Below are 20,384 nucleotides of genomic sequence, written 5' to 3'. Positions count from 1 at the left end.
CCCCGTCGTCCTGAGCCTCGGAGTCTAGGGGCGCGAGGGCGGCCACGTACCCCAAATGGGTGAACTCAGGGCCGTACCAGCGGCGGACCAGACCAGTCGGCGGCGCGACGCCTCAGCCCTTGGGCGGATCGATGTCCTGCGGGCTGAGCTCCTCGACGTTGACGTCCTTGAAGGTGAGCACCTTGACGTTCTTGGCGAACCGCGCCGGGCGGTACATGTCCCACACCCAGGCGTCGCTCATCGAGACCTCGAAGAACACGTCGCCGGACTCGGTGCGGGCCTTCACGTCGACCTGGTTGCACAGGTAGAAGCGGCGGTCGGTCTCGACGACGTACTTGAAGATGCCCACCACGTCGCGGTACTCGCGGTAGAGGGTCAGCTCCATCTCGGTCTCGTAGCGCTCGAGATCCTCGGCACTCATCGCACTCCCTCGCTCACTGCCTGCTGCTGACGGAGCTCATTCTGCAGGGCGGCCGGCTCCTCGAGGCCTGCGGCCCGCCGGACGTTGACGAACCGCATCCGGTGCTCGGGGCACGGGCCGTTCTGCTCGAGCGCGGCGGTGTGGGTGTCGGTGATGTAGCCCTTGTGCGTCCTGAAGTCGTAGGCCGGGAAGCGGGCGTCGAGGTCGGCCATCAGCCGGTCCCGGGTCACCTTCGCCAGCACCGACGCGGCGGCAATGCAGGCGGCCACCCGGTCCCCCTTCCACACGGCCAGTCCCGGCACGCCGAGCCCGTCGACGGGGAAGCCGTCGGTGAGCACGTAGGCCGGCGGCAGGTCGAGCAGCGCCACCGCCCGGCGCAGCGCCTCCACGTTGGCGACGTGCATCCCGAGGCGGTCGCACTCCTCGGCGTCGATGACCACGACCGACCACGCCAGCGCCCGCTTCACGACCTGGTCGTAGCAGCGCTCGCGGGCCTGGGCGGTGAGCAGCTTGCTGTCGGCCAGGCCCGGGACGATCCCGGCCTTCCCGGGCGGCAGGATCGCCGCGCCGGCGACCAGCGGTCCGGCGCACGCGCCGCGGCCGGCCTCGTCGACGCCGGCCACGGGCTCGATGCCGGCCCGCCGCAGGGCGCGCTCGTAGCCGTAGAGCCCGGCGTCTCGCCGGACCGTGAGGCCTCGTGGCAGCTGGCTCATCGGTGATGGGAAAGCAGGTCGGGACGGGTCAGTCGGTGGCAGCCACGTCGCCGAACGTGTCGGGACGCTCGACCCACCGGAAGTGGTCGTAGGGCCACAGCAGCACGAACACCTTGCCGACCACAAGGTCCACCGGCACGAACTCGTCGCCGGGGACGCAGTCGGTCTCCTGGTCGAGGCACATGTGGACCGTCGAGTCGGCCGAGTGGGCCCGGTTGTCCCCCATCACGAAGACGTGCCCGTCCGGGATCGGCCCGGCCTCCCAGTTGCAGTCGCCGCGCATCGGGCCGCGGCACTCGACGCCCCGCTCCTGCTTGACGTAGCCCTCCTCCTGGAGGGGAACGCCGTTGACGGCGAGTCGGCCCTTCTTGTCGCAGCAGGTGATGGTGTCGCCGGCGACGCCGACGACCCGCTTCACCAGGTGGCCGCCCTGGGGGTAGAGGCCGACCTTGGCCATCAGCGACGCGACCGGGTTGGTCGGGCCGGAGGACTCCGACGGGGTCAGCCAGCCGCCCGGGTCCTTGAAGACCACGACGTCACCGCGCTGGGGCGTGCCGTCGAACCAGTAGGAGACCTTCTGCACCAGGATCCGGTCGTCCTCGACCAGCCCGGGCTCCATGGACTCCGACGGGATGTAGAACGCCTGGACGAGCAGCGCCTTGATGGCGACGGCGAGCACGAGCGCGATGCCGAGCAGCAGGATCGTCTCCTGCCACAGCGGCAGGTGCTTCTTCTTGCCGGCCTTCCGGTCGCTGCCGTGGCGGCCCCGGGAACGCGAAGACCGCGACCCGGCGTCGTCGTTGGTCACGACTGCTGCCGTCTGGTCGCGGTCTTCGGAGGTCACGCGGGAAGCGTAACGAGGCGGTGGCTGAGGCCGACTCAGGCCTCGCGACGCTCCTTGATCTTGGCGGCCTTGCCGCGCAGGTTGCGCAGGTAGTAGAGCTTGGCGCGACGCACGTCACCGCGGGTCACGACCTCGATCTGCTCGAAGATCGGGGAGTTGATCGGGAAGGTCCGCTCGACACCGACGCCGAAGGAGACCTTCCGGACGGTGAAGCTGCGGCCGACGCCGGCGCCCTGGATGCGGATCACGACACCCTGGAAGACCTGGACACGGGAGCGGTTGCCCTCGACGACCTTGACGTGGACCTTGATGGTGTCACCGGCGCGGAAGGCCGGGACGTCGTCGCGCTTGATCGAGTTGCCGAGCTCGGCAATGACGTTGCTCATGTCTCTCCTCGCGAGTGCCACAGGTCAGCCGCGGTACGGGGAACCGTTGTCTGTTGTGGGCCAGTCGTCGTGGCCGGCGGCACCACGCTCCCCCTGTGGCAGGAGGTGGTGCGGACCCCCGACCGGAACGAGTCCTCCGGGCGATCCCTGTTTGGCCGACTGACCGAGGAACGAGTTTGCCACAGTCGCCCGCGCGGCTGGAAATCAGCAGGCCCTCAGGAACGCCGTGCGCGCCTCGCGGGCTTGGCCAGCCGGAGCAGGCCCTCCGAGGGTTCGCCGCGGCGCCGGTACCCGGCCCTGCGGTACCAGCGCTCCGCGATGTCGCTGCCCGCGGCCGTCGACAGCACGTACGCCGTGGTCGTGTCGGGCGCGGCGGCCTCGGCGTGCTCCAGCAGCCAACGCCCAAGGCCGCGGCCGCGCAGGTCGGGGGCGACCATGAGGAGGAAGATCCGCCACTCGTCGCCCTCGGGCCGGCCGGCGACCGACCCGACGATCCGTCCGCCCGAGCGCAGCACGAACGCGGTCGCGCCCGCGAGGTCGTGGGCGAGCTCGTCGGGGGTCTCCCGCAGCGCGGGCTCGAAACAGGCCCACTGCAGGGTCTGGAGCTCGCCCAGGTCGGCGGGGCGGAGCGGCTCGACCGCCCCGGTGAGGTCGCCGACGTCCAGGGCCCGGGCCGCGTGGGCCAGGTCGGGCCGGCGCTCGACGGTGCGGCGCACCGCCTGGTCGTGGCGCCACGCCGCGATCGCCGCGTGGTCGCCCGACAGCAGCACGGGCGGGACCTCGAGGCCGCGCCAGCCGGCAGGCTTGGTGTAGACGGGGTACTCGAGGAGGCCGCTCTCGTGGGACTCCTCGACGAGCGACTCGGGGTTGCCCATGAAGCCGGGCAGCAGCCGCACCACGGCCTCGGTGATGGCGAGCGCCGCCACCTCGCCGCCGTTCAGCACGTAGTCGCCGATCGACAGCTCGCGGACGCGCGCCCGCTGCCGCGCGTGCTCGACGACCCGGTGGTCGATGCCCTCGTAGCGGCCGCACGCGAAGACGAGGTGCCCCTCCCCCGCGAGCTCGCGTGCCACCGCCTGGGTGAACGGCTCCCCCGACGGCGTCGGCACGACGAGGACGGCATCGTCGGCGAGCACCTCGTCGAGCGCCTCGCCCCACGGCTCGGGCTTCATGACCATCCCGGCGCCGCCGCCGTACGGCGTGTCGTCGACCGTGCGGTGCCGGTCGTGGGTCCAGCCGCGCAGGTCGTGGACGTGCACGTCGAGCAGGCCGCGGTCCTGCGCCTTGCCCGGCAGCGACAGCGACAGGGGCGCGAGGTACTCGGGGAAGATCGTGACGACGTCGATCCGCATCAGGACTCGTCCTCGGCGGGCGAGACCAGCCCGGGCCGGTCGGCGACGACCACGCGGCCGGCGGCGAGGTCGACCTCGGGGACGAGCGCCTTCACGAACGGGACGAGGGCCTCGCGGCCGTCGGTGGTGCGGACGGTCAGCAGGTCCTGCGCACCGCCGTGCACGACCGCGGCGACCTCACCCAGCGTCGTGCCGGCCTCGTCGAGGACCGCCAGCCCGACCAGCTGGTGGTCGTAGAACTCGTCGGGGTCCTCCGGGGTCTCCTCCACCGGGACCGTCACGTGCAGGAGCGTGCCGCGGGCCGCCTCGGCGGCGTTGCGGTCGGCGATCTCCTCGAAGGTGGCGAGCAGCACGCCCTGGTGCCATCGGGTGCGCGCGACGGTCACCTCGCGCAGCGTCGAGGCCGACCCCTGCTTCGGCTGGGCCCGGAGCCGGGCCCCGGCGGCGAAGCGCCGGTCAGGCTCGTCGGTGCGCACGTCGATGGTCACCTCGCCGCGGATGCCGTGCGGCTTGCCGATGCGGCCGACCACCAGCTCGATGCCCCCGGCTCCGCCGCCGTTGCTGCCCTCAGTCACGGGCGCCAAGCCTATGCCGCCGGGTCAGTCGCCCGAAAATGACACCGACCCGCCCGAAAGCTTCGGGCGGGTCGGTGTGCGTTGCTCTGCTCAGCGACGACGGTCGACGTCGACGCTGTGCTCGCCGCTTCGTGGGCGGCGACCTCCGGCTAGCGCCTCCGGTCGACGTCCACGAAGTCGATCCGCGCGCCACCGCGGCCGGCGAGGGCCGAGATGACGGTGCGGAACGCCGTGGCAGTGCGGCCACCGCGGCCGATCACCTTGCCGAGGTCCTCGGGGTGGACCCGGACCTCCAGGATCGAGCCGCGCCGCAGCTGCTTGTCACGGACGCTCACGTCGTCGGGGTGGTCGACGACGCCGCGCACCAGGTGCTCGAGCGCCTCGGCGAGCATGGCGCTCAAGACTCGCTCTTGCCGGCGTCCTCGGCGGTCACGGTCTCGGCCGACTCGGCCTCGTCCGCGGCGCCCTCCGGCGTCTCCGAGGCGGGAACCTCGGCCGGCGCCTCAGCAGCCTCCTCGGTCTTCTTGGAGGACTTGGCGGTCACCGCGGCGCCCTTGGGGTCGCTGGCGGCCTCCTTGAGGGCCTCGTTGAAGATCTCGAGCTTGTCGCGCTTCGGCTCGGCCACCTTGAGGGTGCCCTCGGCGCCCGGCAGGCCCTTGAACTTCTGCCAGTCACCGGTGATCTTCAGGATCGCGGCGACCGCGTCGCTCGGCTGCGCGCCGACGCCCAGCCAGTACTGCGCCCGGTCGGAGACGACGTCGATGTACGACGGGTCCTCCTTGGGGTGGTACTTGCCGATCTCCTCGATGACCCGACCGTCACGCTTCTTGCGCGAGTCGACGACGACGATGCGGTACTGCGGCACCCGGACCTTGCCCAGGCGCTTCAAACGGATCTTGACGGACACGTCTGAGTGTCTCCTTGACGGTTGTGGTGGGTGAGGCGCCGGACACCAGGTGGGGTTACCGGCACGCGCGCCTCGATGGGCACTGCGACGACCGGGTGAGAGGGTCCGGGCGCGCAGGACTCAGCCGTGCATTCTGCCAGACCGCCGCGCGCCGCGGAAAATCGGCCGGGTGCCCCGTCCGGGGCCCCCGCGCGGCAGACTCTGCGGCATGACGCAGCCTCCGAACCCACCGTACGGCGGAACCCCGCCCGGCCCCTACGGCAGCCCTCCGCCGTACCCGGGTTCGCCGGGGCCCCGCCGGCTACGGCCGCGCGCCCGCTGGTTCGTCATCGGCGGCGTGCTGCTGGTGCTGGCGCCGGTGGTGTTCGCGGCCGGGCTGTTCCTGACGCTGCGCCCGCTGGCGCAGGAGGACGCCGTCCTCGTCGCCGACGGACAGCCGCGCCGGGTCGAGCTGCCCGCCGGCGAGGAGCGGGCGCTGTTCCTGGACCGGCCGGTGGTCGGCACGACCTGCCAGCTGGTCGACGGCGCCGGCAACCCGGTCGACCTGCGGCCGGTCGGCGGCGACTTCACCTTCAACGAGTGGACCGCCACCGACCGCTTCGACACCGCCGACGGGGACCTGACGATCACCTGCACCGGCGACGGCCGGGTGCGGATCGGGGCGCTCCCGAGCCTCGGCGGCTTCGCCGGCGGGCTCGCCGTGGCCATCCTGCTGCCGTTGCTGCTGGGGCTGACAGGGCTCGTGATGCTGGTGGTCACCGGCATCCTCTACGCGACCGGCGCCCCGCGCCCGCCGCGCTCCCAGCCCGGCAGCTAGGCCACGACCCGGCCGCGCAGCACCACCCGCGCCGGACGCCACAGCACGCCGAGGTCGGCCACGGGGTCGGCGTCGTAGACGACGAAGTCGGCCGGCGCGCCCTCCTCGAGGCCCTGCCAGCCGAGCCACTCGCGCGCCCGCCACGAGGCCGCGCCCAGCACGTAGTCGGCGGGCAGGCCCATCTCGGCCATCGCCTGCACCTCGCCGGCGAGGTAGCCGTGGCGGGCGGCGCCCCCGCCGTCGCTGCCGACGTACATCGCCAGCCCGGCGTCGTACGCCGACATGATCACCTCGCGGCGGCGGGCGTAGAGCTCCTCCATGGTCGCCGCGTAGTCGGGGAACTTCTCACGGCCGGCGGCGGCGAACTCGGGGAACTTGCTGGTCTGCATGACCGTCGGCACCAGCGCCACGCCGGCGGCCGCCATCTGCTCCACCTGGTCGACGGAGAGGCCGGTGCCGTGCTCGATGCAGTCGATGCCGGCGTCGAGCAGGCCCTGCAGCACGTCGCGGCCGAAGCAGTGGGCGGTGACCTTCGCGCCGTGCTCGTGGGCCACCCGGATCGCCTCGGCGAACGCCTCGGGCGGGAACGACGGGGCGAGGTCTCCCTCCTCGCGGGAGATCCAGTCGCCGACGAGCTTGACCCACCCGTCGCCGCGGTCGGCCTCCTGAGCGACGGTCGCCGCGAGGTCGGCGGGCTCGACCTCGTGGCCGTAGTTGCGCAGGTAGCGCTTGGTGCGGGCGATGTGGCGCCCGGCGCGGATCAGCCGCGGCAGGTCCTCCCGCTCGTGCACCCAGCGGGTGTCGGCGGGCGAGCCGCAGTCGCGCAGCAGCAGCGCGCCGGTGTCGCGGTCGGCGAGGGCCTGCCCCTCGATCTCGTCCTCGCCGACGGCGCCGTGGTCCTCGAGCCCGAGGTGGTTGTGGGCGTCGACCAGGCCCGGGACGATCCACCCCTGCCCGGCGGTCTCCGCACCCGGCTGGCGCTCGTAGGTGACGTGCCCGTCGACGACGTAGAGGTCGCGGGTCTCGCCGTCGGGCAGCACCGGGCCGTGGAACCTGAGCGCGCTCATGGCCGCGACGCTACCGCGCCGCTCGCGTCCGGCTGACGCGCGACTCAGCCGAGCCGCTCGAGCAGCCAGGTGGGTCCGAGGACCCGGGCCCCGACGCCGGTGACGTTGGCGGCGAGCGCGCGGTCGGCGGTCACGACCGTGACCTGGCGGCCGGCCTCCTGCCCTCGCCGCGCCTCGGCGAGGATCGTGGCGTCGCCGTCCCGTGGCGCGTGGACCGTGCGGACGTGGGCGTCGCGCCCGGCAGGTACGCCGCCCTTGGCGCCGCCCTCGAGCACGAGCACCACCTCGTCACCCGGCACGTCCGCGGTCAGCAGCTGCTCGTGGAGCCGGCGCGCGGCGCCGGCCCGGTCCTTCCACCAGCCGTCGGGACGCGCGCCCACGACGTTGGCGGCGTCGACGACCAGGGTCGTTCTCACGGCTGCCTTCCGTCTCGCTGGGTTTCGACGCGCTCGCGCGACTTCGTCCCTCGGTCGCGTCGCTTGCTCAACCTGGCCGAGCCCACGCGCACCGCTCGTCCCTCGCGGTGCGCTGCCCGACTCACTTCAGGAACTTGGAGAAGTCCTTGGGCAGGTTGAGGGCCGCGGCCGCCTGCTCGTAGTCGACCTCGTCGCCGCCCGGCGCACCGAAGGGGTTGGGGGCGGCCTTCTCCTTCTCCGCCTCCGCCTTGGCCTGCTGCGCGGCCTTGGCGGGGTTGCCGGAGACCCGCTTGCCCTTGCCCTTCTTGGGGGCCTGCCGGGCCTTGGACCGCTTGCCGCCCATGCCGGGCATCCCCGGCATGCCGGGCATCCCCGGGATGCCGCCGCCCTTGGCCAGCGACATCATCATCTTGCGGGCCTCGAAGAACCGGTCGACGAGCTGGTTGACGTCGGAGACCTGGCGTCCCGAGCCCTTGGCGATGCGCGCGCGGCGGGAGCCGTCGATCATCTTCGGGTTGGCCCGCTCGGCGGGCGTCATCGACTGGATGATCGCCTGGATGCGGTCGATCTCGCGCTCGTCGAAGTTCTCGAGCTGCTCGCGGAACTGCCCCATCCCGGGCAGCATCCCCATGATCTTCGACATCGAGCCGAGCTTGCGGACCTGCTGCATCTGCTCGAGGAAGTCGTCGAGCGTGAACTCGCCGCCCTGACCGCTGAGCTTCGCCGCGGCCTTCATGGCCTGCTCCTGGTCGAAGGCCTTCTCGGCCTGCTCGATCAGGGTCATCACGTCGCCCATGTCGAGGATGCGCGACGCCATGCGGTCGGGGTGGAACAGGTCGAAGTCGGTCATCTTCTCGCCGGCGGAGGCGAACATGACCGGCTTGCCGGTGACCTGGCGGATCGACAGCGCCGCACCACCGCGGGCGTCACCGTCGAGCTTGGTGAGGACGACGCCGTCGTACCCGACGCCGTCGAGGAAGGCCTGCGCCGTGGTGACGGCGTCCTGACCGATCATCGCGTCGACGACGAACAGCACCTCGTCGGGCTGGATGGCGTCGCGGATGTCCGCGGCCTGCTGCATCATCTCGGCGTCGACGCCGAGGCGGCCGGCGGTGTCGACGATCACGACGTCGTGGAGCTTGCGCTTCGCCTCCTCCACGGACTCGCGCGCCACGGAGACGGGGTCGCCCACGCCGTTGCCGGGCTGCGGCGCGAACACCGGTACGCCGACCCGCTCGCCGTTGACCTGCAGCTGGTTGACCGCGTTGGGGCGCTGCAGGTCGGCGGCGACCAGCAGCGGGGTCTTGCCCTGCTCCTTGAGCCACAGCGCGAGCTTCGCCGCGAGGGTCGTCTTGCCCGCGCCCTGGAGGCCGGCGAGCATCAGCACCGTCGGGCCGGTCTTGGCGTAGCGCAGCCGCCGGGTCTCGCCGCCGAGGATCGTGACGAGCTCCTCGTGGACGATCTTGACGATCTGCTGCGCCGGGTTGAGGGCCTGGGAGACCTCCTCGCTCCGGGCGCGCTCCTTGACCGCGGCGACGAACTCCTTGACGACGGGCAGCGCCACGTCGGCCTCGAGCAGGGCGATGCGGATCTCGCGCGCGGTCGCGTCGATGTCGGCCTCGGACAGCCGGCCCTTGCCGCGCAGGTTCTTGAAGGTGGTTGCGAGGCGGTCGGAGAGAGTGGCGAACAAGTGTGAGTCCCTAGCGGTGGAGCGGGTCAGGATCGAGGTCCAAGCCTAGCCGGACCCCGCGGGACGGCCGTCATCCCGCCGCCAGTGCACTGTCAGTGCACGGTCAGCCCCCGGTGAGGGCCTCGCGCACGGCGTGGGCCGCGGCCGCGGCGCGCTTGTCGGTGAGCGCACCGGCGCCCTCCTCCTGCACGTAGAAGACGTCGACCGCCTGCGGGCCCAGCGTGTCCACGTGGGCGGAGCGCACGGTGAGCGCCAGGTCCGCGAGGGCGGCGCAGACGAGGTGCACGGTGCCGGGCCGGTCCGCGGCGCGGACCTCCAGCACCGTCGCGCTCGACGAGGCGTCGGGGTGGACCACCACGACCGGCGCCAGCGCCGGGTCGCTGGGCGGCCGCAGCCTGGCCGACGGGTCGACGCGTCCGGCTGCGACCGCCTCGAGGCGCTGCCGCAGCACCGCCGGGTCGAGGTGGTCGTCGGCCACGTCCCAGACCGAGACACCCCACGGCCCCTGCGCCCAGGCGCGGGCGGCCCGGACCGGGGCGCGCTGCAGGGCGAGGACCGCGGCGGCGTCGGCGAGCAGGCCGATCCGGTCGATCGCCACGACGGTGACCGTCGAGCCACCCTCCGCGGGGGCCACCTCGACGATCGTCTGGTCCGGGTGCTCGGGGACCGGCACGTCGGCATCGGCCAGGTCCGTGGGCGTCACCGAGCCGGGCTGCAACGACGCCCGCACCCGGCCGGCGAGGGTCGTCACGAGGCCGGCGCGCCAGGTCGACCACGCCTTGGGGGCGGTGGCCCGCGCGTCGGCCTCGGTCAGCGCCAGCAGCAGGTCGAGGGTCTCCTCGTCGCCCACGCAGCGCGCGACGAGGTCGATGGTGGCGGGGTCGTCGGGGTCGCGGGTGGTCGCGGTGCCCGACAGCAGCAGGTGCCGGCGTACGAGCGTGCCGATCGTCGCCACGGCGTGGTCGTCGAAGCCGAGGCGGCCCGCGATGTCGCGGGCGATGGGCTCGCCGGCGACGCTGTGCTCGGTGAGGCCGCCCTTGCCGATGTCATGCAGCAGTGCGGCGACGAGCAGCACGTCGGGCCGCGCGACTCGCCGGATCAGGGCCCCGGCCTCGACGCAGGTCTCGACGACGTGGCGGTCGACGGTGAAGCGGTGGATCTCCGAGGCGTGGGGCAGCAGCCGGATCCGCTCCCACTCGGGGAGCAGCCGCGCCAGGGCGCCGGTCTCGTCAAGGGTCTCCCACACCGCCTGCAGGCCGCCGCGAGCGGCCAGCAGCCGCACCAGCAGCTGCCGGGCGCCGGCCGGCCACGGGTCGGGCAGGTCGGCTCCCTCGCGGGCCAGCCGCCCCGCGGTGGCCGGCGAGAGCACGGCGTCGCGCTCGGCGGCGAGGGCGGCGGCACGCAGCAGGAGCAACGGGTCCTCCGCCGGGCGGGCCTGCCGCGTCAGCACCACCTCGCCGGAGGACAGCGCGATGCCCGGCGCCAGCGGCACCAGGTCGGGCCGGCGGGCCGACGCGCTCGGGGCCGGCCGGGACAGCGCGGCGTCGACCCGCCGCCAGGTGAGCCGGGACAGGTGCGCCATCCGCCGGCCGAGCTCGCGGACCTGCTGCTGCGTGACGTCGCCGCCGGCGTGGCCCAGCGCGTCGGCGAGCGGGTCCCAGAGCTCCGGCGCGACCCGGTCGGTGCCGCGCCGGGCGACGGCGTGCAGCGCGTCGCGGACGTCGAGGAGCTGGCCGCGGCAGCGCTCGAGGTCGGCGTGCGGCACGTCGACCAGCCAGGTGGCGGTCAGCGCCTTGAGGACGGTGGCGTCGCGGATCCCGCCCTCGGCCTCCTTGAGGTCGGGCACGGACAGGTGGGCGAGCTCCCCCACCAGCCGGTGCCGGGCCTCGACCAGCTCGGCCAGCGCCGGCAGCCGGTCGCGGGCCTGCCGGCGCCAGGCTGCCAGCACCTCGGTGCGCAGCCGCAGGGTGAGGTTGGGGTCCCCGGCCACGTGCCGCACGTCGAGCAGGCCCAGCGCGACCTTGAGGTCGCCGTCGGCCGCCTTGACCATCTCGTCGAGGCTGCGGACCGCGTGGTCGAGCCGGTGGCCGGCGTCCCACAGCGGGTACCACAGCTTCTCGGCCCACTCCCCCGCCTCGACGCCTGCGTCGAGCACGAGGACGACGTCGAGGTCCGAGCAGGGGGCCAGCTCCTTGCGCCCGTAGCCGCCGACCGCCACCAGGGCGGCCCCGCTGTCGGGGCCGCCCTGGCCGGCGTACGCGGCCGTGCAGGCCGCGTCCGCCTCGGCGGTGCGCTGGGCGCGGTCGGCTGCGGTCAGAGCGCTGCCTCGTCCTGGTCACCGGTGCGGACCCGCACGACGGTGTCGACGGGGCTCACCCAGACCTTGCCGTCCCCGATCCGGCCGGTCTGCGCCGTCTTCACGACGATCCCGACGATGTCGTCGGTGTCGGCGTCGTCGCAGACGATCTCGATCCGGATCTTGGGGACGAGCGCGATGTCGTACTCCGCGCCGCGGTAGACCTCGGTGTGGCCCTTCTGGCGGCCGTAGCCGCTGACCTCGGAGACCGTCATGCCGGTGACCCCGAAGGTCTCCAGCGCCTCACGGACGTCCTCCCACTTGTGCGGCTTGATCACCGCGGTGACGAGCTTCATGCGGAGGCTCCTTCCTTGTCAGTGTCGGTGGCGGGAACGGTCGCCGCGTGGGCTCCCGCGCCGGCGAGCAGGCTGCCGCGGCGGGTGCCGGCGGTGCCGGAGAAGTCGTACGCCGCCTCACCGTGCTCGGCGAAGTCGATCCCGTCGACCTCCTCCTCCTCGGTGATGCGCCAGCCGATGGTGGCCTTGATGGCCAGGCCCACGACCAGGGTCGCGAGGCCCGCCCAGAGCATGGCGTAGAGGGCGACGACGACCTGGACGACGAGCTGGCGGACGCCCTCGCCGTAGAACAGGCCGGTCGTGGTGCTGAGCAGGCCGGCGCCGACGGTGCCGACGAGGCCTCCGACCAGGTGGACGCCCACGACGTCGAGCGAGTCGTCGTACTTGAAGCGGTACTTCAGGCCGACCGCGAGGGCGCACAGGCCACCGGCGGTGGCGCCGAGGACCATCGAGCCGACCGGGGACAGGTTGCCGCACGCCGGGGTGATGGCGACCAGACCGGCCACGATGCCCGAGGCGGCGCCCAGCGAGGTGCCCTTGCCGTCGCGGATCCTCTCCACCAGCAGCCAGCCGAGCATGGCGGCGCAGGTCGCGAGGGTGGTGTTGAGCCAGACCAGGCCGGTCTCGGTGGTGAACTGCGTCAGGTCCGCCTCGCCGCCGGTGCCGTCGACGAAGACGATCGAGCCGACGTTGAAGCCGAACCAGCCGAACCACAGCAGGCCGGCGCCGATCATGGTCAGGGTCAGGTTGTGCGGCTTCATCGGCTCCTTGCCGAAGCCGCGGCGCACGCCGATCAGCAGCGCCAGCACCAGGCCGGCCATGCCGGCGTTGATGTGGACCACGGTGCCGCCGGCGTAGTCGATCGGCGCCACGGCCGCGCCGCCGTCACCGGAGAAGAGCAGGTCGGCCAGACCGCCCTCGGCGCCGCTCAGGAAGCCGCCGCCCCACACCTGGTGGGCCAGGGGGAAGTAGCTGAGCGTGACCCAGATGGGCACGAAGACGAGCCAGGCGGAGAACTTGACGCGGTCGGCGATCGCGCCACTGATGAGCGCGGCGGTGATGACCGCGAAGGTCATCTGGAATGCCACGAAGACGTAGTCGCCGGGGGCCGTCCCCGAGAGCCCGAACTGGTCGAAGGGGTTGGCGAAGAGCATCGCCACCCCACCCTCGCCGTAGGACATGGACCAGCCCCACAGGGCGTAGACGATGCCGACCACGCCGAGCGCGCTGAACGACATCATGAGCATGTTGAGCACGGACTTCGACCGGCTCATGCCGCCGTAGAACAGCGCCAGGCCGGGCGCGGTCATCAGCAGCACGAGCGAGGCCGACACCAGCATCCAGGTGTAGTAGCCGTCGTACACGGGACCTCCAGAAGGTGCTTGCGGAGGCGAGGTCCCCCGGTCCGACCTCGGTGTCGAGCAGGCGGACCACGCCATTGCCCGTCACTCTTCGGGGCCGACGTTTCGCGGCTGGCAGCGTCGTGTTGCCGTCAGGCAACGAGTTCCGCGCCCGTGTTACGTCTGTGTGAACGGCGACCGGGCCGACCGGGCTGTCAGCCGCGCCGTTCGCAGGGGCTCAGGCGACTCAGCCGAGCAGCGCGTCGACGAAGGCGCCGGCGTCGAAGGGCGCGAGGTCGTCGGCGCCCTCGCCGAGGCCGACGAGCTTGACGGGGACGCCGAGCTCGCGCTGCACGGCGACGACGATGCCGCCCTTCGCGGAGCCGTCGAGCTTGGTGAGGACGATGCCGGTGACGTCGACGACCTCGCTGAAGACGCGGGCCTGGATCATGCCGTTCTGGCCGGTGGTGGCGTCGAGGACCAGCAGCACCTCGGTGACCGGCGCCTGCTTCTCGATGACTCGCTTGACCTTGCCGAGCTCGTCCATCAGGCCGGCCTTGTTCTGGAGCCGGCCGGCGGTGTCGACGACGACGGTGTCGACCCCGCGGTCCACGCCCTCCTTGACGGCGTCGAAGGCCACGGAGGCGGGGTCGGTGCCCTCGGGACCGCGGACCACCTCGACGCCGACGCGCTCGCCCCAGGTGCCGAGCTGCTCGACGGCCGCGGCGCGGAACGTGTCGGCGGCGCCGAGCACGACCTCGCGGTCCTCGGCGACGAGGATCCGGGCGATCTTGCCGACGGTGGTGGTCTTGCCGGAGCCGTTGACGCCCACGACGAGCACGACGCCGGGCTTGCCGTCCTCGCCGCTCACGCGGAGGCGGCGGTCGAGGTCGGGGTCGACGAGGGCGAGCAGCTCCTCGCGGAGCGCGGCCCGCGGGTCGGCGTCGCCGTCGCCCTTGAGCCGGGTGCGCAGGTTGTCGACGAGCTGCTGGGTCGGGGCGACCCCCACGTCGGCGGTGAGCAGGGTGTCCTCGATGGACTCCCAGGTGTCCTCGTCGAGCCGGTCGCGCGAGAGCAGCGCGAGCAGTCCACGGCCGAGGCCGCCCGCCTGGCTGCCGGCCAGCCGCTGGCGCAGCCGGGCGAGCCGGGAGGCCGTGCCCTCGGGCTTCTCGAGGGTGGGGGCTGCGGGAGCCTCCGGCTCGGGCGTGACGACCGGCGGCTCGGCCGTCTCGACGGGCTCGTCGACCTCCGCCTCGGTGGGCGGCGGCGGGGCCAGGACCTCGGTGCCGGCGCCGCCTCGCGGCGCGGCCGGGGGGCCCGCCTTGCGGCGGCCTCCGGCGAGCAGCCCGACGACGAGCAGCAGCGCCAGGCCGGCGATGGCGAGGATCAGGAACAGCCAGTCACCCATGGGCCCCATCCAACCAGAGGCCGTCGGGCGTCCCGCGCCCGGTCAGCGCGGGTGTGTGAGGGTCAGCGCCGGTCGGCGACGCGCTCCCGCAGGCCGGCGTCCAGGTCGGCGCCGAGCCCGCCGGCCCCCACCTCGACCGGCTGGGCCGCGGACAGGTCGCGGTCGGCCAGGACCGGCAGCCGCTCGACCCCGCGGCTCAGCGCGTCCCCGAGCCAGGGGGCGCCCGGGACCTCCTCGCCGCGGTGCGGGAACGCGACGTAGGTGACGACGAGACCGCAGACGGCGAGGACGATGATCATCGCGAGAGCGACGGACAGCACGGCAGGACCCTTCGAGAGATTCCGAGATGTTGGTGCGAGCAAGAAGATCGCACACTCCCGTACCCCGTTCGGCACCGGATCCACCCCTCGGTACCCCCGACGAGACGTCGGTCTCGCGCTGCGCCGCCCGGACCGGTCAGCCCGCGTCGGGCGCCGGCCGCAGCAGCGGCTCCACGGCGGCCCGGATCACGTCCGGCATCGGCGTCGACGGCCGGTCCGGGACGGTGTTGTCGACGTAGACGTGGACGAACCGCCCCTCGGCCGCGGCCTCGTCGCCCTCCCCCTGGAAGAGGCCGATCCGGTAGACCACCGAGGACCGGCCGACGTGGTCGACGACGAGCCCGGTCTCGATCGGCGCCGGGAAGCCGAGCTCGCGGAAGTAGCGGCACGACGTCTCCGCGACGACCCCGATCGCCGGCAGCGCGCGCACGTCGACGCCGGTCGCCTCGAAGAGGTGGGCGTTGACGGCGGTGTCGAACAGCTCGTAGTACGTCGCGTTGTTGAGGTGGCCGTAGGCGTCGTCGTCGCGCCAGCGCGTGGTCACCGTCCGCCAGGCGACGTAGTCGTCCCGGGTGGGTCGGGGGGCTCGGGTCACGCGGGCTCGGCCTCGCGCAGCCGCTGGCTGATCACGGTCGAGACGCCGTCACCGCGCATCGTCACGCCGTAGAGGGCGTCGCCGACCTCCATCGTGCGCTTCTGGTGGGTGATGACGAGCAGCTGGGAGTTCTCGCGGAGCTCCTCGTAGATCTCGAGCAGGCGACCGAGGTTGGTGTCGTCGAGCGCGGCCTCGACCTCGTCGAGGATGTAGAAGGGCGACGGCCGGGCCTTGAACAGTGCCACCAGGAAGGCCACGGCGACCAGCGAGCGCTCGCCGCCGGAGAGCAGCGAGAGCCGCTTGACCTTCTTGCCCGGCGGGCGGGCCTCGACCTCGACACCGGTCGCCAGCATGTCGTCGGGGTTGGTGAGCACCAGCCGGCCCTCGCCACCCGGGAACAGCCGCGCGAACGTCGCGTCGAAGGCCTTGCTGACGTCGGCGTACGCCGCGGTGAAGACCTCCTCGACCCGGGCGTCGACCTCCTTCACGATGTCGAGCAGGTCCTTGCGCGTCTTCTTGAGGTCCTCGAGCTGCTCGGTGAGGAACTTGTGGCGCTCCTCCATGGCCGAGAACTCCTCGAGCGCCAGCGGGTTGACCCGGCCGAGCATCGACAGCGCCCGCTCGGCGGCCCGGAGCCGCTTCTGCTGCTCCTCGCGCACGAACGGCACCGGCTCCGGCGCCTCGGCGTCCTCGTCCGCGCCCTCGGGGAGGGGCTGCGGCACCAGCTGGTCGGGGCCGTACTCGGCGATGAGCGCCTCGGACGCGAGGCCGAGCTCCTCGAGGGCACGTTCCTCGAGCTGCTCGATGCGCATCCGCTGCTGGGTGCGGGCCATCTCGTCGCGGTGGACGGAGTTGACCAGCTCGTCGTGCTCGCGGCCGAGGTCGCGCAGCGAGGCGCGCACGGCCATCAGCTCCTGCTCGCGGCCCTGCCGGGCCTGCTCGACGGCCTGCTTGGCCTCCGCGGCCCGGTGGACCGACACCTCCAGGCGCGCCAGCACGAGGCCCACGGCGGTGCCGACCGCCTGGGCCGCGCGGCCCTCCCGCTCGAGCCGGGCGCGGCGCTCGGCGGCGCGGGCGCGCGTCTCACGCTCCGACCGGGCAGCCCGCAGCAGGGAGTCGGCGCGGCCGTGCAGGGCGCGGGCCCGCTCCTCGGAGGTGCGCAGCGCCAGCCGCGCGTCCATCTCGGCCTGCCGGGCCTCGCGGGCGACCTCGGCGAGCCGCTCCCGCTCGGTGGTGTCGGGCTCCTCCTCGGGAGCCTCCTCCGCGGTGGCGAGGCGCTGCTCGAGCTCGGCGAGGCCGGCCAGGTCGCGGTCACGGGCCTCCTCGGCGCGGGTGATCGCCTCGGCGAGCCGCTCCGCCTCGCCGCGTGCGGCGCGGGCCTGCGAGCCGTACTGGCCGAGCTCCTCGGCCACCGCGGCGAGGGTGGCGTCGGACTCGTGCAGCTTGGCGAGGGCGACGTCGACGCGCTGCTGCGCCTCCTGCCGCTCCGCCTCGAGCCGGGAGATGTCGAAGCCGAGCCGCTCGGCGGCGGCGACCGCCTCGGCGAGCTGTGCGGCGGCGTCGTCGACCGCGGCCTGGATCTCGATGAGGCTGGGCTGGCTCGTCGAGCCGCCGGCGGCGACGTGGGAGCCGAGCACGTCGCCCTCGCGGGTCACCGCGGTCAGGTCGGGCAGCTCGGCGACGAGCGCCCGGGCGGCGGGCAGGTCGTCGACCACGGCGACCTTGAACAGCAGCCGCGACAGGGCGCCGCGCAGGTCGGCCGGGCAGTCGACCACGTCCACGGCGTACGTCGCGTGGTTGGGCAGGCCGGGCCAGTCGAGGTCGGCGGCGGGGCCGCCGCCGAGCAGCAGCCCGGCGCGGCCGAGGTCGTTGCCCTTGAGGTGGCCGATGGCGTCGAGGGCGGCGTCGGCGTCGCGCACGGCGACGGCGTCGGCGGCCGAGCCGAGGGCGCCGGCGACGGCGGCCTCGTAGCCGGGGCGGACGGTCAGCAGGGCGGCCACGGAGCCGAGCAGGCCGGAGACCTCGTCGGAGGCGGCGAGCAGGGCGCCCGCGCCGTCCTTGCGGTTGAGGCCCATCTCGAGGGCGTCCTTGCGGGCGGTGAGCGAGGCGCGGTCGCGCTCGGCCTGCTGGGCCTCCTCGCGGACCTTGGCGAGCCGCTCGGTGAGGTCGTCGAGGGCGCCGCTGGCGGCCTCGTGCTCGGCGTCGAGCCCCTCCTCGCCGGCGTCGAGGCCGGCGACCTTCGTCTCGAGAGCGGTGAAGTCGCGCTGCGCCCGCTCGGCGCGGGCGAGGGCGTCCTCGCGGGCCTGGGTGAGCCGGCCGACCTCGTCGGCGGCGGCCGCGGCGCGGGACTTGAGGGCGTTGACCTGGCCGTGCAGCCGGGCGAGGCCCTCGCGGCGGTCGGCGGCGGCGCGCTGCAACCCGGCGACCCTGCGCTCCTCGGTCGCGGCGGCCTCCTCGGCCTCCTTGCGGGTGGCCACCGCGGCGTCCATCGCCTCGCGGTGGCTGGCCACCTCGGCCTCGATCTGCCGCTCCTGGTCGCGGACCCGCTCGGCCTCCGCCTCCAGCTGCTCGGGGTCGCGGCCGGTGGGCGTGGTGTCCTCGGCGGCGTGGGCGTTGCGGACTCGCTCGGCGGCCAGCGACTGGGTGCCGCGCAGCCGCTCGCGCAGCCCGGACAGGCCGAACCAGGTCTCCTGGGCCTGGGCCAGCGCCGGGAGGTCCTCGCGCAGCGCCGCCTCGAGGGCCGCCTCGGCCTCGCGGGCCTGGGCGATGGCGGCCTCGACCTCGGTGCGGCGCGCCACCAGCAGCGACTCGTCGGCCATCTCCTGCTCCAGCGCCGTGCGGGCCTGGACGAGGTCGTCGGCCATCAGCCGGGCGCGGGCGTCGCGGACGTCGGCCTGCACGGTCTGGGCCTTGCGGGCAACCTCGGCCTGCCGGCCCAGCGGCTTGAGCTGGCGGCGGATCTCGGTGAGCAGGTCGTTGAGCCGGGTGAGGTTGCCCTCGGTGGAGTCGAGCTTGCGGAGCGCCTTCTCCTTGCGCTTGCGGTGCTTGAGGACGCCGGCGGCCTCCTCGATGAAGCCGCGGCGGTCCTCGGGGGTGGCGTGCAGGATCGTGTCGAGCTGGCCCTGGCCGACGATGACGTGCATCTCGCGACCGATGCCGGAGTCGGACAGCAGCTCCTGGACGTCGAGCAGCCGGCAGGGGTTGCCGTTGATGGCGTACTCGGAGCCGCCGGAGCGGAACATCGTCCGGCTGATCGTCACCTCGGCGTACTCGATGGGCAGGGCGCCGTCGGAGTTGTCGATCGTCAGGATGACCTCGGCGCGGCCCAGCGGCGGGCGGCCGGAGGTGCCGGCGAAGATGACGTCGTCCATCTTGCCGCCGCGCAGGCTCTTCGCGCTGGCCTCGCCCATGACCCAGGCGAGGGCGTCGACGACGTTGGACTTGCCGGAGCCGTTGGGCCCGACGATGCAGGTGATGCCCGGCTCGAGCTGCAGCGTCGTCGAGGAGGCGAAGGACTTGAACCCCTTGAGGGTCAGGCTCTTCAGGTACAACGTGGGCTCCTCACCGGACGACGAACAGGCCTGGCTCTCACCAGCGAACGCGCGGGCACTGATGGGGCACTGAAGGTACGTGGGGAAGCTCAGCGCGCCTCACCCTACCTGCCGGCACCCCCGCGTCCGCGCATCCTCGCCGAGCTGCCACCAGTTGCCCGCCCCGGCCCGCCGAGCTGCCACCAGTTGCCCGCGTCCGCGGCAACTGCTGGCAGGTCGCGGTCAGGCGTGGTCGAGCGCGTCCTGGAGCGCGGCGAGCACCAGCAGCGCGGCGTCGGGGCGGGCGTTGTGCCCCATCAGACCGATCCGCCAGACCGTGGCGGCGTACGGGCCGACCCCCGCGCCGATCTCGAGGTCGTGCCGCTCGAGGAGGTACTTGCGGACCGCCGCGGAGTCGACGCCCTCGGGGACCTTGACCGAGGTGAGCTCGGGGAGCCGGTGGCCCTCGGCGGCGAACAGCTCCAGTCCCATCTTCTCCAGGCCGTCCTGCAGCTGCCGGCCGGCCGCCTCGTGGCGGGCCCAGACCTGCTCGAGGCCCTCGTCGAGGATCCGGCGCAGCCCGGCGTGCAGGCTCGCGACCATCGCCACCGGGGCGGTGTGGTGGTAGGTCCGGCCGCCGGACCCGCCGGCCTCGCCGACGTACCCGCCGAGCAGGCCGAGGTCGAGGTACCACGACTGCGGCTTCTCGACCCGACGCTCGAACGCGCGGTCGCTGATCGTGAACGGCGCCAGGCCCGGCGCGACGCCCAGGCACTTCTGGGTGCCGGCGTAGCCGATGTCGACGCCCCAGTCGTCGGCGCGCAGCTCGATGCCGCCGATGCTGGTGACGGCGTCGACCAGCAGCAGGGCGTCGCCCTTGCCGGCGCCGAGCGCCGCGATGTCGGAGCGCACGCCGGTCGAGGTCTCGGCGTGGACGGCCGCGATGATCGCCGGGGACGGGTGGGCGGACAGCACCCGGTCGACGTCGACCGGCTGGCCCCACTCGTGCTCGACCACGACCACCTCGGCGCCGCAGCGGGCGGCGACGTCGGTCATCCGGCGGCCGAAGAGGCCGTTGACCGCGACGACCACGACGTCGCCGGGGTGCACCGTGTTGACGAACGCCGCCTCCATGCCCGCCGAGCCGGTCGCCGAGATCGGCAGCGTGCGGGCGTTCTGCGTGCCCCACACCTCGCGCAGCATCGCGCAGGTCTCGTCCATGACCTCGAGGAACACCGGGTCGAGGTGGCCGAGCAGCGGCAGCCCGAGAGCCGCGGTGGCCTCCGGGTAGGGGTTCGACGGTCCGGGTCCGAAGAGCTTGCGGTCGACGACGGTGCGGGTTCCGGTCATG

Annotated in this window: 20 protein-coding genes; 1 reads left to right on the top strand and 19 read right to left on the bottom strand. The window is 73.6% G+C overall.

Features of this window, described 5'->3' with window-relative positions; translation table 11 throughout:
* Positions 1-112: 112 nt before the first annotated feature.
* The 8 genes from ACFP2E_RS17825 to rpsP form a co-directional block, all read right to left on the bottom strand.
* Positions 113-421: a DUF2469 domain-containing protein gene (locus tag ACFP2E_RS17825; protein WP_378524315.1), complete on the bottom strand. Its 309-nt coding sequence runs from the start codon at positions 419-421 to the stop codon at positions 113-115.
* Positions 418-1,134, bottom strand: coding sequence for a ribonuclease HII (locus ACFP2E_RS17820; protein ID WP_378524316.1), 717 nt, complete (start codon positions 1,132-1,134; stop codon positions 418-420). The genes ACFP2E_RS17825 and ACFP2E_RS17820 overlap by 4 nt, the downstream gene beginning before the upstream one ends.
* Positions 1,135-1,162: 28 nt before the next feature.
* Positions 1,163-1,978, bottom strand: a complete 816-nt coding sequence (gene lepB / locus ACFP2E_RS17815; RefSeq protein WP_378524317.1) for a signal peptidase I — start codon at positions 1,976-1,978, stop codon at positions 1,163-1,165.
* Between the two features lie 35 nt (positions 1,979-2,013).
* The gene (rplS, locus tag ACFP2E_RS17810; protein ID WP_378524318.1) at positions 2,014-2,364 is read right to left on the bottom strand and encodes a 50S ribosomal protein L19; all 351 of its coding nucleotides are present in this window, start codon (positions 2,362-2,364) and stop codon (positions 2,014-2,016) included.
* Positions 2,365-2,579: 215 nt separating this feature from the next.
* The gene (gene trmD, locus ACFP2E_RS17805; protein WP_378524319.1) at positions 2,580-3,716 is read right to left on the bottom strand and encodes a tRNA (guanosine(37)-N1)-methyltransferase TrmD; all 1,137 of its coding nucleotides are present in this window, start codon (positions 3,714-3,716) and stop codon (positions 2,580-2,582) included.
* A complete protein-coding gene (gene rimM, locus ACFP2E_RS17800; RefSeq protein ID WP_378524320.1) occupies positions 3,716-4,291 on the bottom strand; it encodes a ribosome maturation factor RimM in 576 nt (191 codons plus the stop codon). Before rimM ends, trmD begins: the two co-directional genes overlap by 1 nt.
* Positions 4,292-4,440: 149 nt before the next feature.
* On the bottom strand, positions 4,441-4,683 hold the full coding sequence (locus ACFP2E_RS17795; RefSeq protein ID WP_378524466.1) for an RNA-binding protein: 243 nt from the start codon (positions 4,681-4,683) through the stop codon (positions 4,441-4,443).
* A gap of 5 nt (positions 4,684-4,688) precedes the next feature.
* Positions 4,689-5,198, bottom strand: coding sequence for a 30S ribosomal protein S16 (gene rpsP, locus ACFP2E_RS17790; protein WP_378524321.1), 510 nt, complete (start codon positions 5,196-5,198; stop codon positions 4,689-4,691).
* A gap of 208 nt (positions 5,199-5,406) precedes the next feature.
* Between rpsP and ACFP2E_RS17785 the strand changes: the two genes are divergently transcribed.
* Positions 5,407-6,015, top strand: a complete 609-nt coding sequence (locus tag ACFP2E_RS17785) for a hypothetical protein (protein ID WP_378524322.1) — start codon at positions 5,407-5,409, stop codon at positions 6,013-6,015.
* Here the strand turns inward: ACFP2E_RS17785 and ACFP2E_RS17780 are convergent.
* From ACFP2E_RS17780 to ACFP2E_RS17730, 11 genes are all read right to left on the bottom strand, one after another.
* On the bottom strand, positions 6,012-7,082 hold the full coding sequence (locus ACFP2E_RS17780; RefSeq protein WP_378524323.1) for an amidohydrolase family protein: 1,071 nt from the start codon (positions 7,080-7,082) through the stop codon (positions 6,012-6,014). The two genes, ACFP2E_RS17785 and ACFP2E_RS17780, sit on opposite strands and share 4 nt — an antisense overlap.
* Before the next feature lie 44 nt (positions 7,083-7,126).
* Positions 7,127-7,498, bottom strand: coding sequence for a hypothetical protein (locus ACFP2E_RS17775; protein ID WP_378524324.1), 372 nt, complete (start codon positions 7,496-7,498; stop codon positions 7,127-7,129).
* A 121-nt stretch (positions 7,499-7,619) separates the two neighbouring features.
* On the bottom strand, positions 7,620-9,188 hold the full coding sequence (gene ffh / locus ACFP2E_RS17770; protein WP_378524325.1) for a signal recognition particle protein: 1,569 nt from the start codon (positions 9,186-9,188) through the stop codon (positions 7,620-7,622).
* 103 nt (positions 9,189-9,291) lie between these two features.
* Positions 9,292-11,505, bottom strand: coding sequence for a [protein-PII] uridylyltransferase (locus ACFP2E_RS17765; RefSeq protein ID WP_378524467.1), 2,214 nt, complete (start codon positions 11,503-11,505; stop codon positions 9,292-9,294).
* Positions 11,502-11,840 (bottom strand): P-II family nitrogen regulator, encoded by a 339-nt coding sequence (locus tag ACFP2E_RS17760; protein ID WP_378524326.1) that lies wholly within the window; start codon positions 11,838-11,840, stop codon positions 11,502-11,504. The genes ACFP2E_RS17765 and ACFP2E_RS17760 overlap by 4 nt, the downstream gene beginning before the upstream one ends.
* Positions 11,837-13,204: an ammonium transporter gene (locus tag ACFP2E_RS17755; RefSeq protein ID WP_378524327.1), complete on the bottom strand. Its 1,368-nt coding sequence runs from the start codon at positions 13,202-13,204 to the stop codon at positions 11,837-11,839. The genes ACFP2E_RS17760 and ACFP2E_RS17755 overlap by 4 nt, the downstream gene beginning before the upstream one ends.
* A gap of 223 nt (positions 13,205-13,427) precedes the next feature.
* Entirely contained in the window at positions 13,428-14,588 is a 1,161-nt protein-coding gene (gene ftsY / locus ACFP2E_RS17750; protein ID WP_378524328.1) for a signal recognition particle-docking protein FtsY, read from the bottom strand.
* Positions 14,589-14,650: 62 nt separating this feature from the next.
* Entirely contained in the window at positions 14,651-14,908 is a 258-nt protein-coding gene (locus ACFP2E_RS17745) for a hypothetical protein (RefSeq protein ID WP_378524329.1), read from the bottom strand.
* A gap of 136 nt (positions 14,909-15,044) precedes the next feature.
* Positions 15,045-15,503, bottom strand: a complete 459-nt coding sequence (locus ACFP2E_RS17740; protein WP_378524330.1) for an acyl-CoA thioesterase — start codon at positions 15,501-15,503, stop codon at positions 15,045-15,047.
* Positions 15,500-19,054, bottom strand: a complete 3,555-nt coding sequence (smc, locus tag ACFP2E_RS17735; RefSeq protein WP_378524331.1) for a chromosome segregation protein SMC — start codon at positions 19,052-19,054, stop codon at positions 15,500-15,502. The genes ACFP2E_RS17740 and smc overlap by 4 nt, the downstream gene beginning before the upstream one ends.
* A 222-nt stretch (positions 19,055-19,276) precedes the next feature.
* Complete coding sequence (locus ACFP2E_RS17730; RefSeq protein ID WP_378524332.1) at positions 19,277-20,383, bottom strand: pyridoxal-phosphate-dependent aminotransferase family protein; 1,107 nt, start codon at positions 20,381-20,383, stop codon at positions 19,277-19,279.
* Position 20,384 lies beyond the last annotated feature (1 nt).

This window comes from Nocardioides sp. GCM10027114 (assembly GCF_042659625.1).
In the GTDB taxonomy this organism is placed as follows: Bacteria; Actinomycetota; Actinomycetes; order Propionibacteriales; family Nocardioidaceae; genus Nocardioides.
The sequence above is the reverse complement of the archived record's forward strand: the minus strand, read 5'-3'. Positions and strand labels throughout refer to the sequence as shown.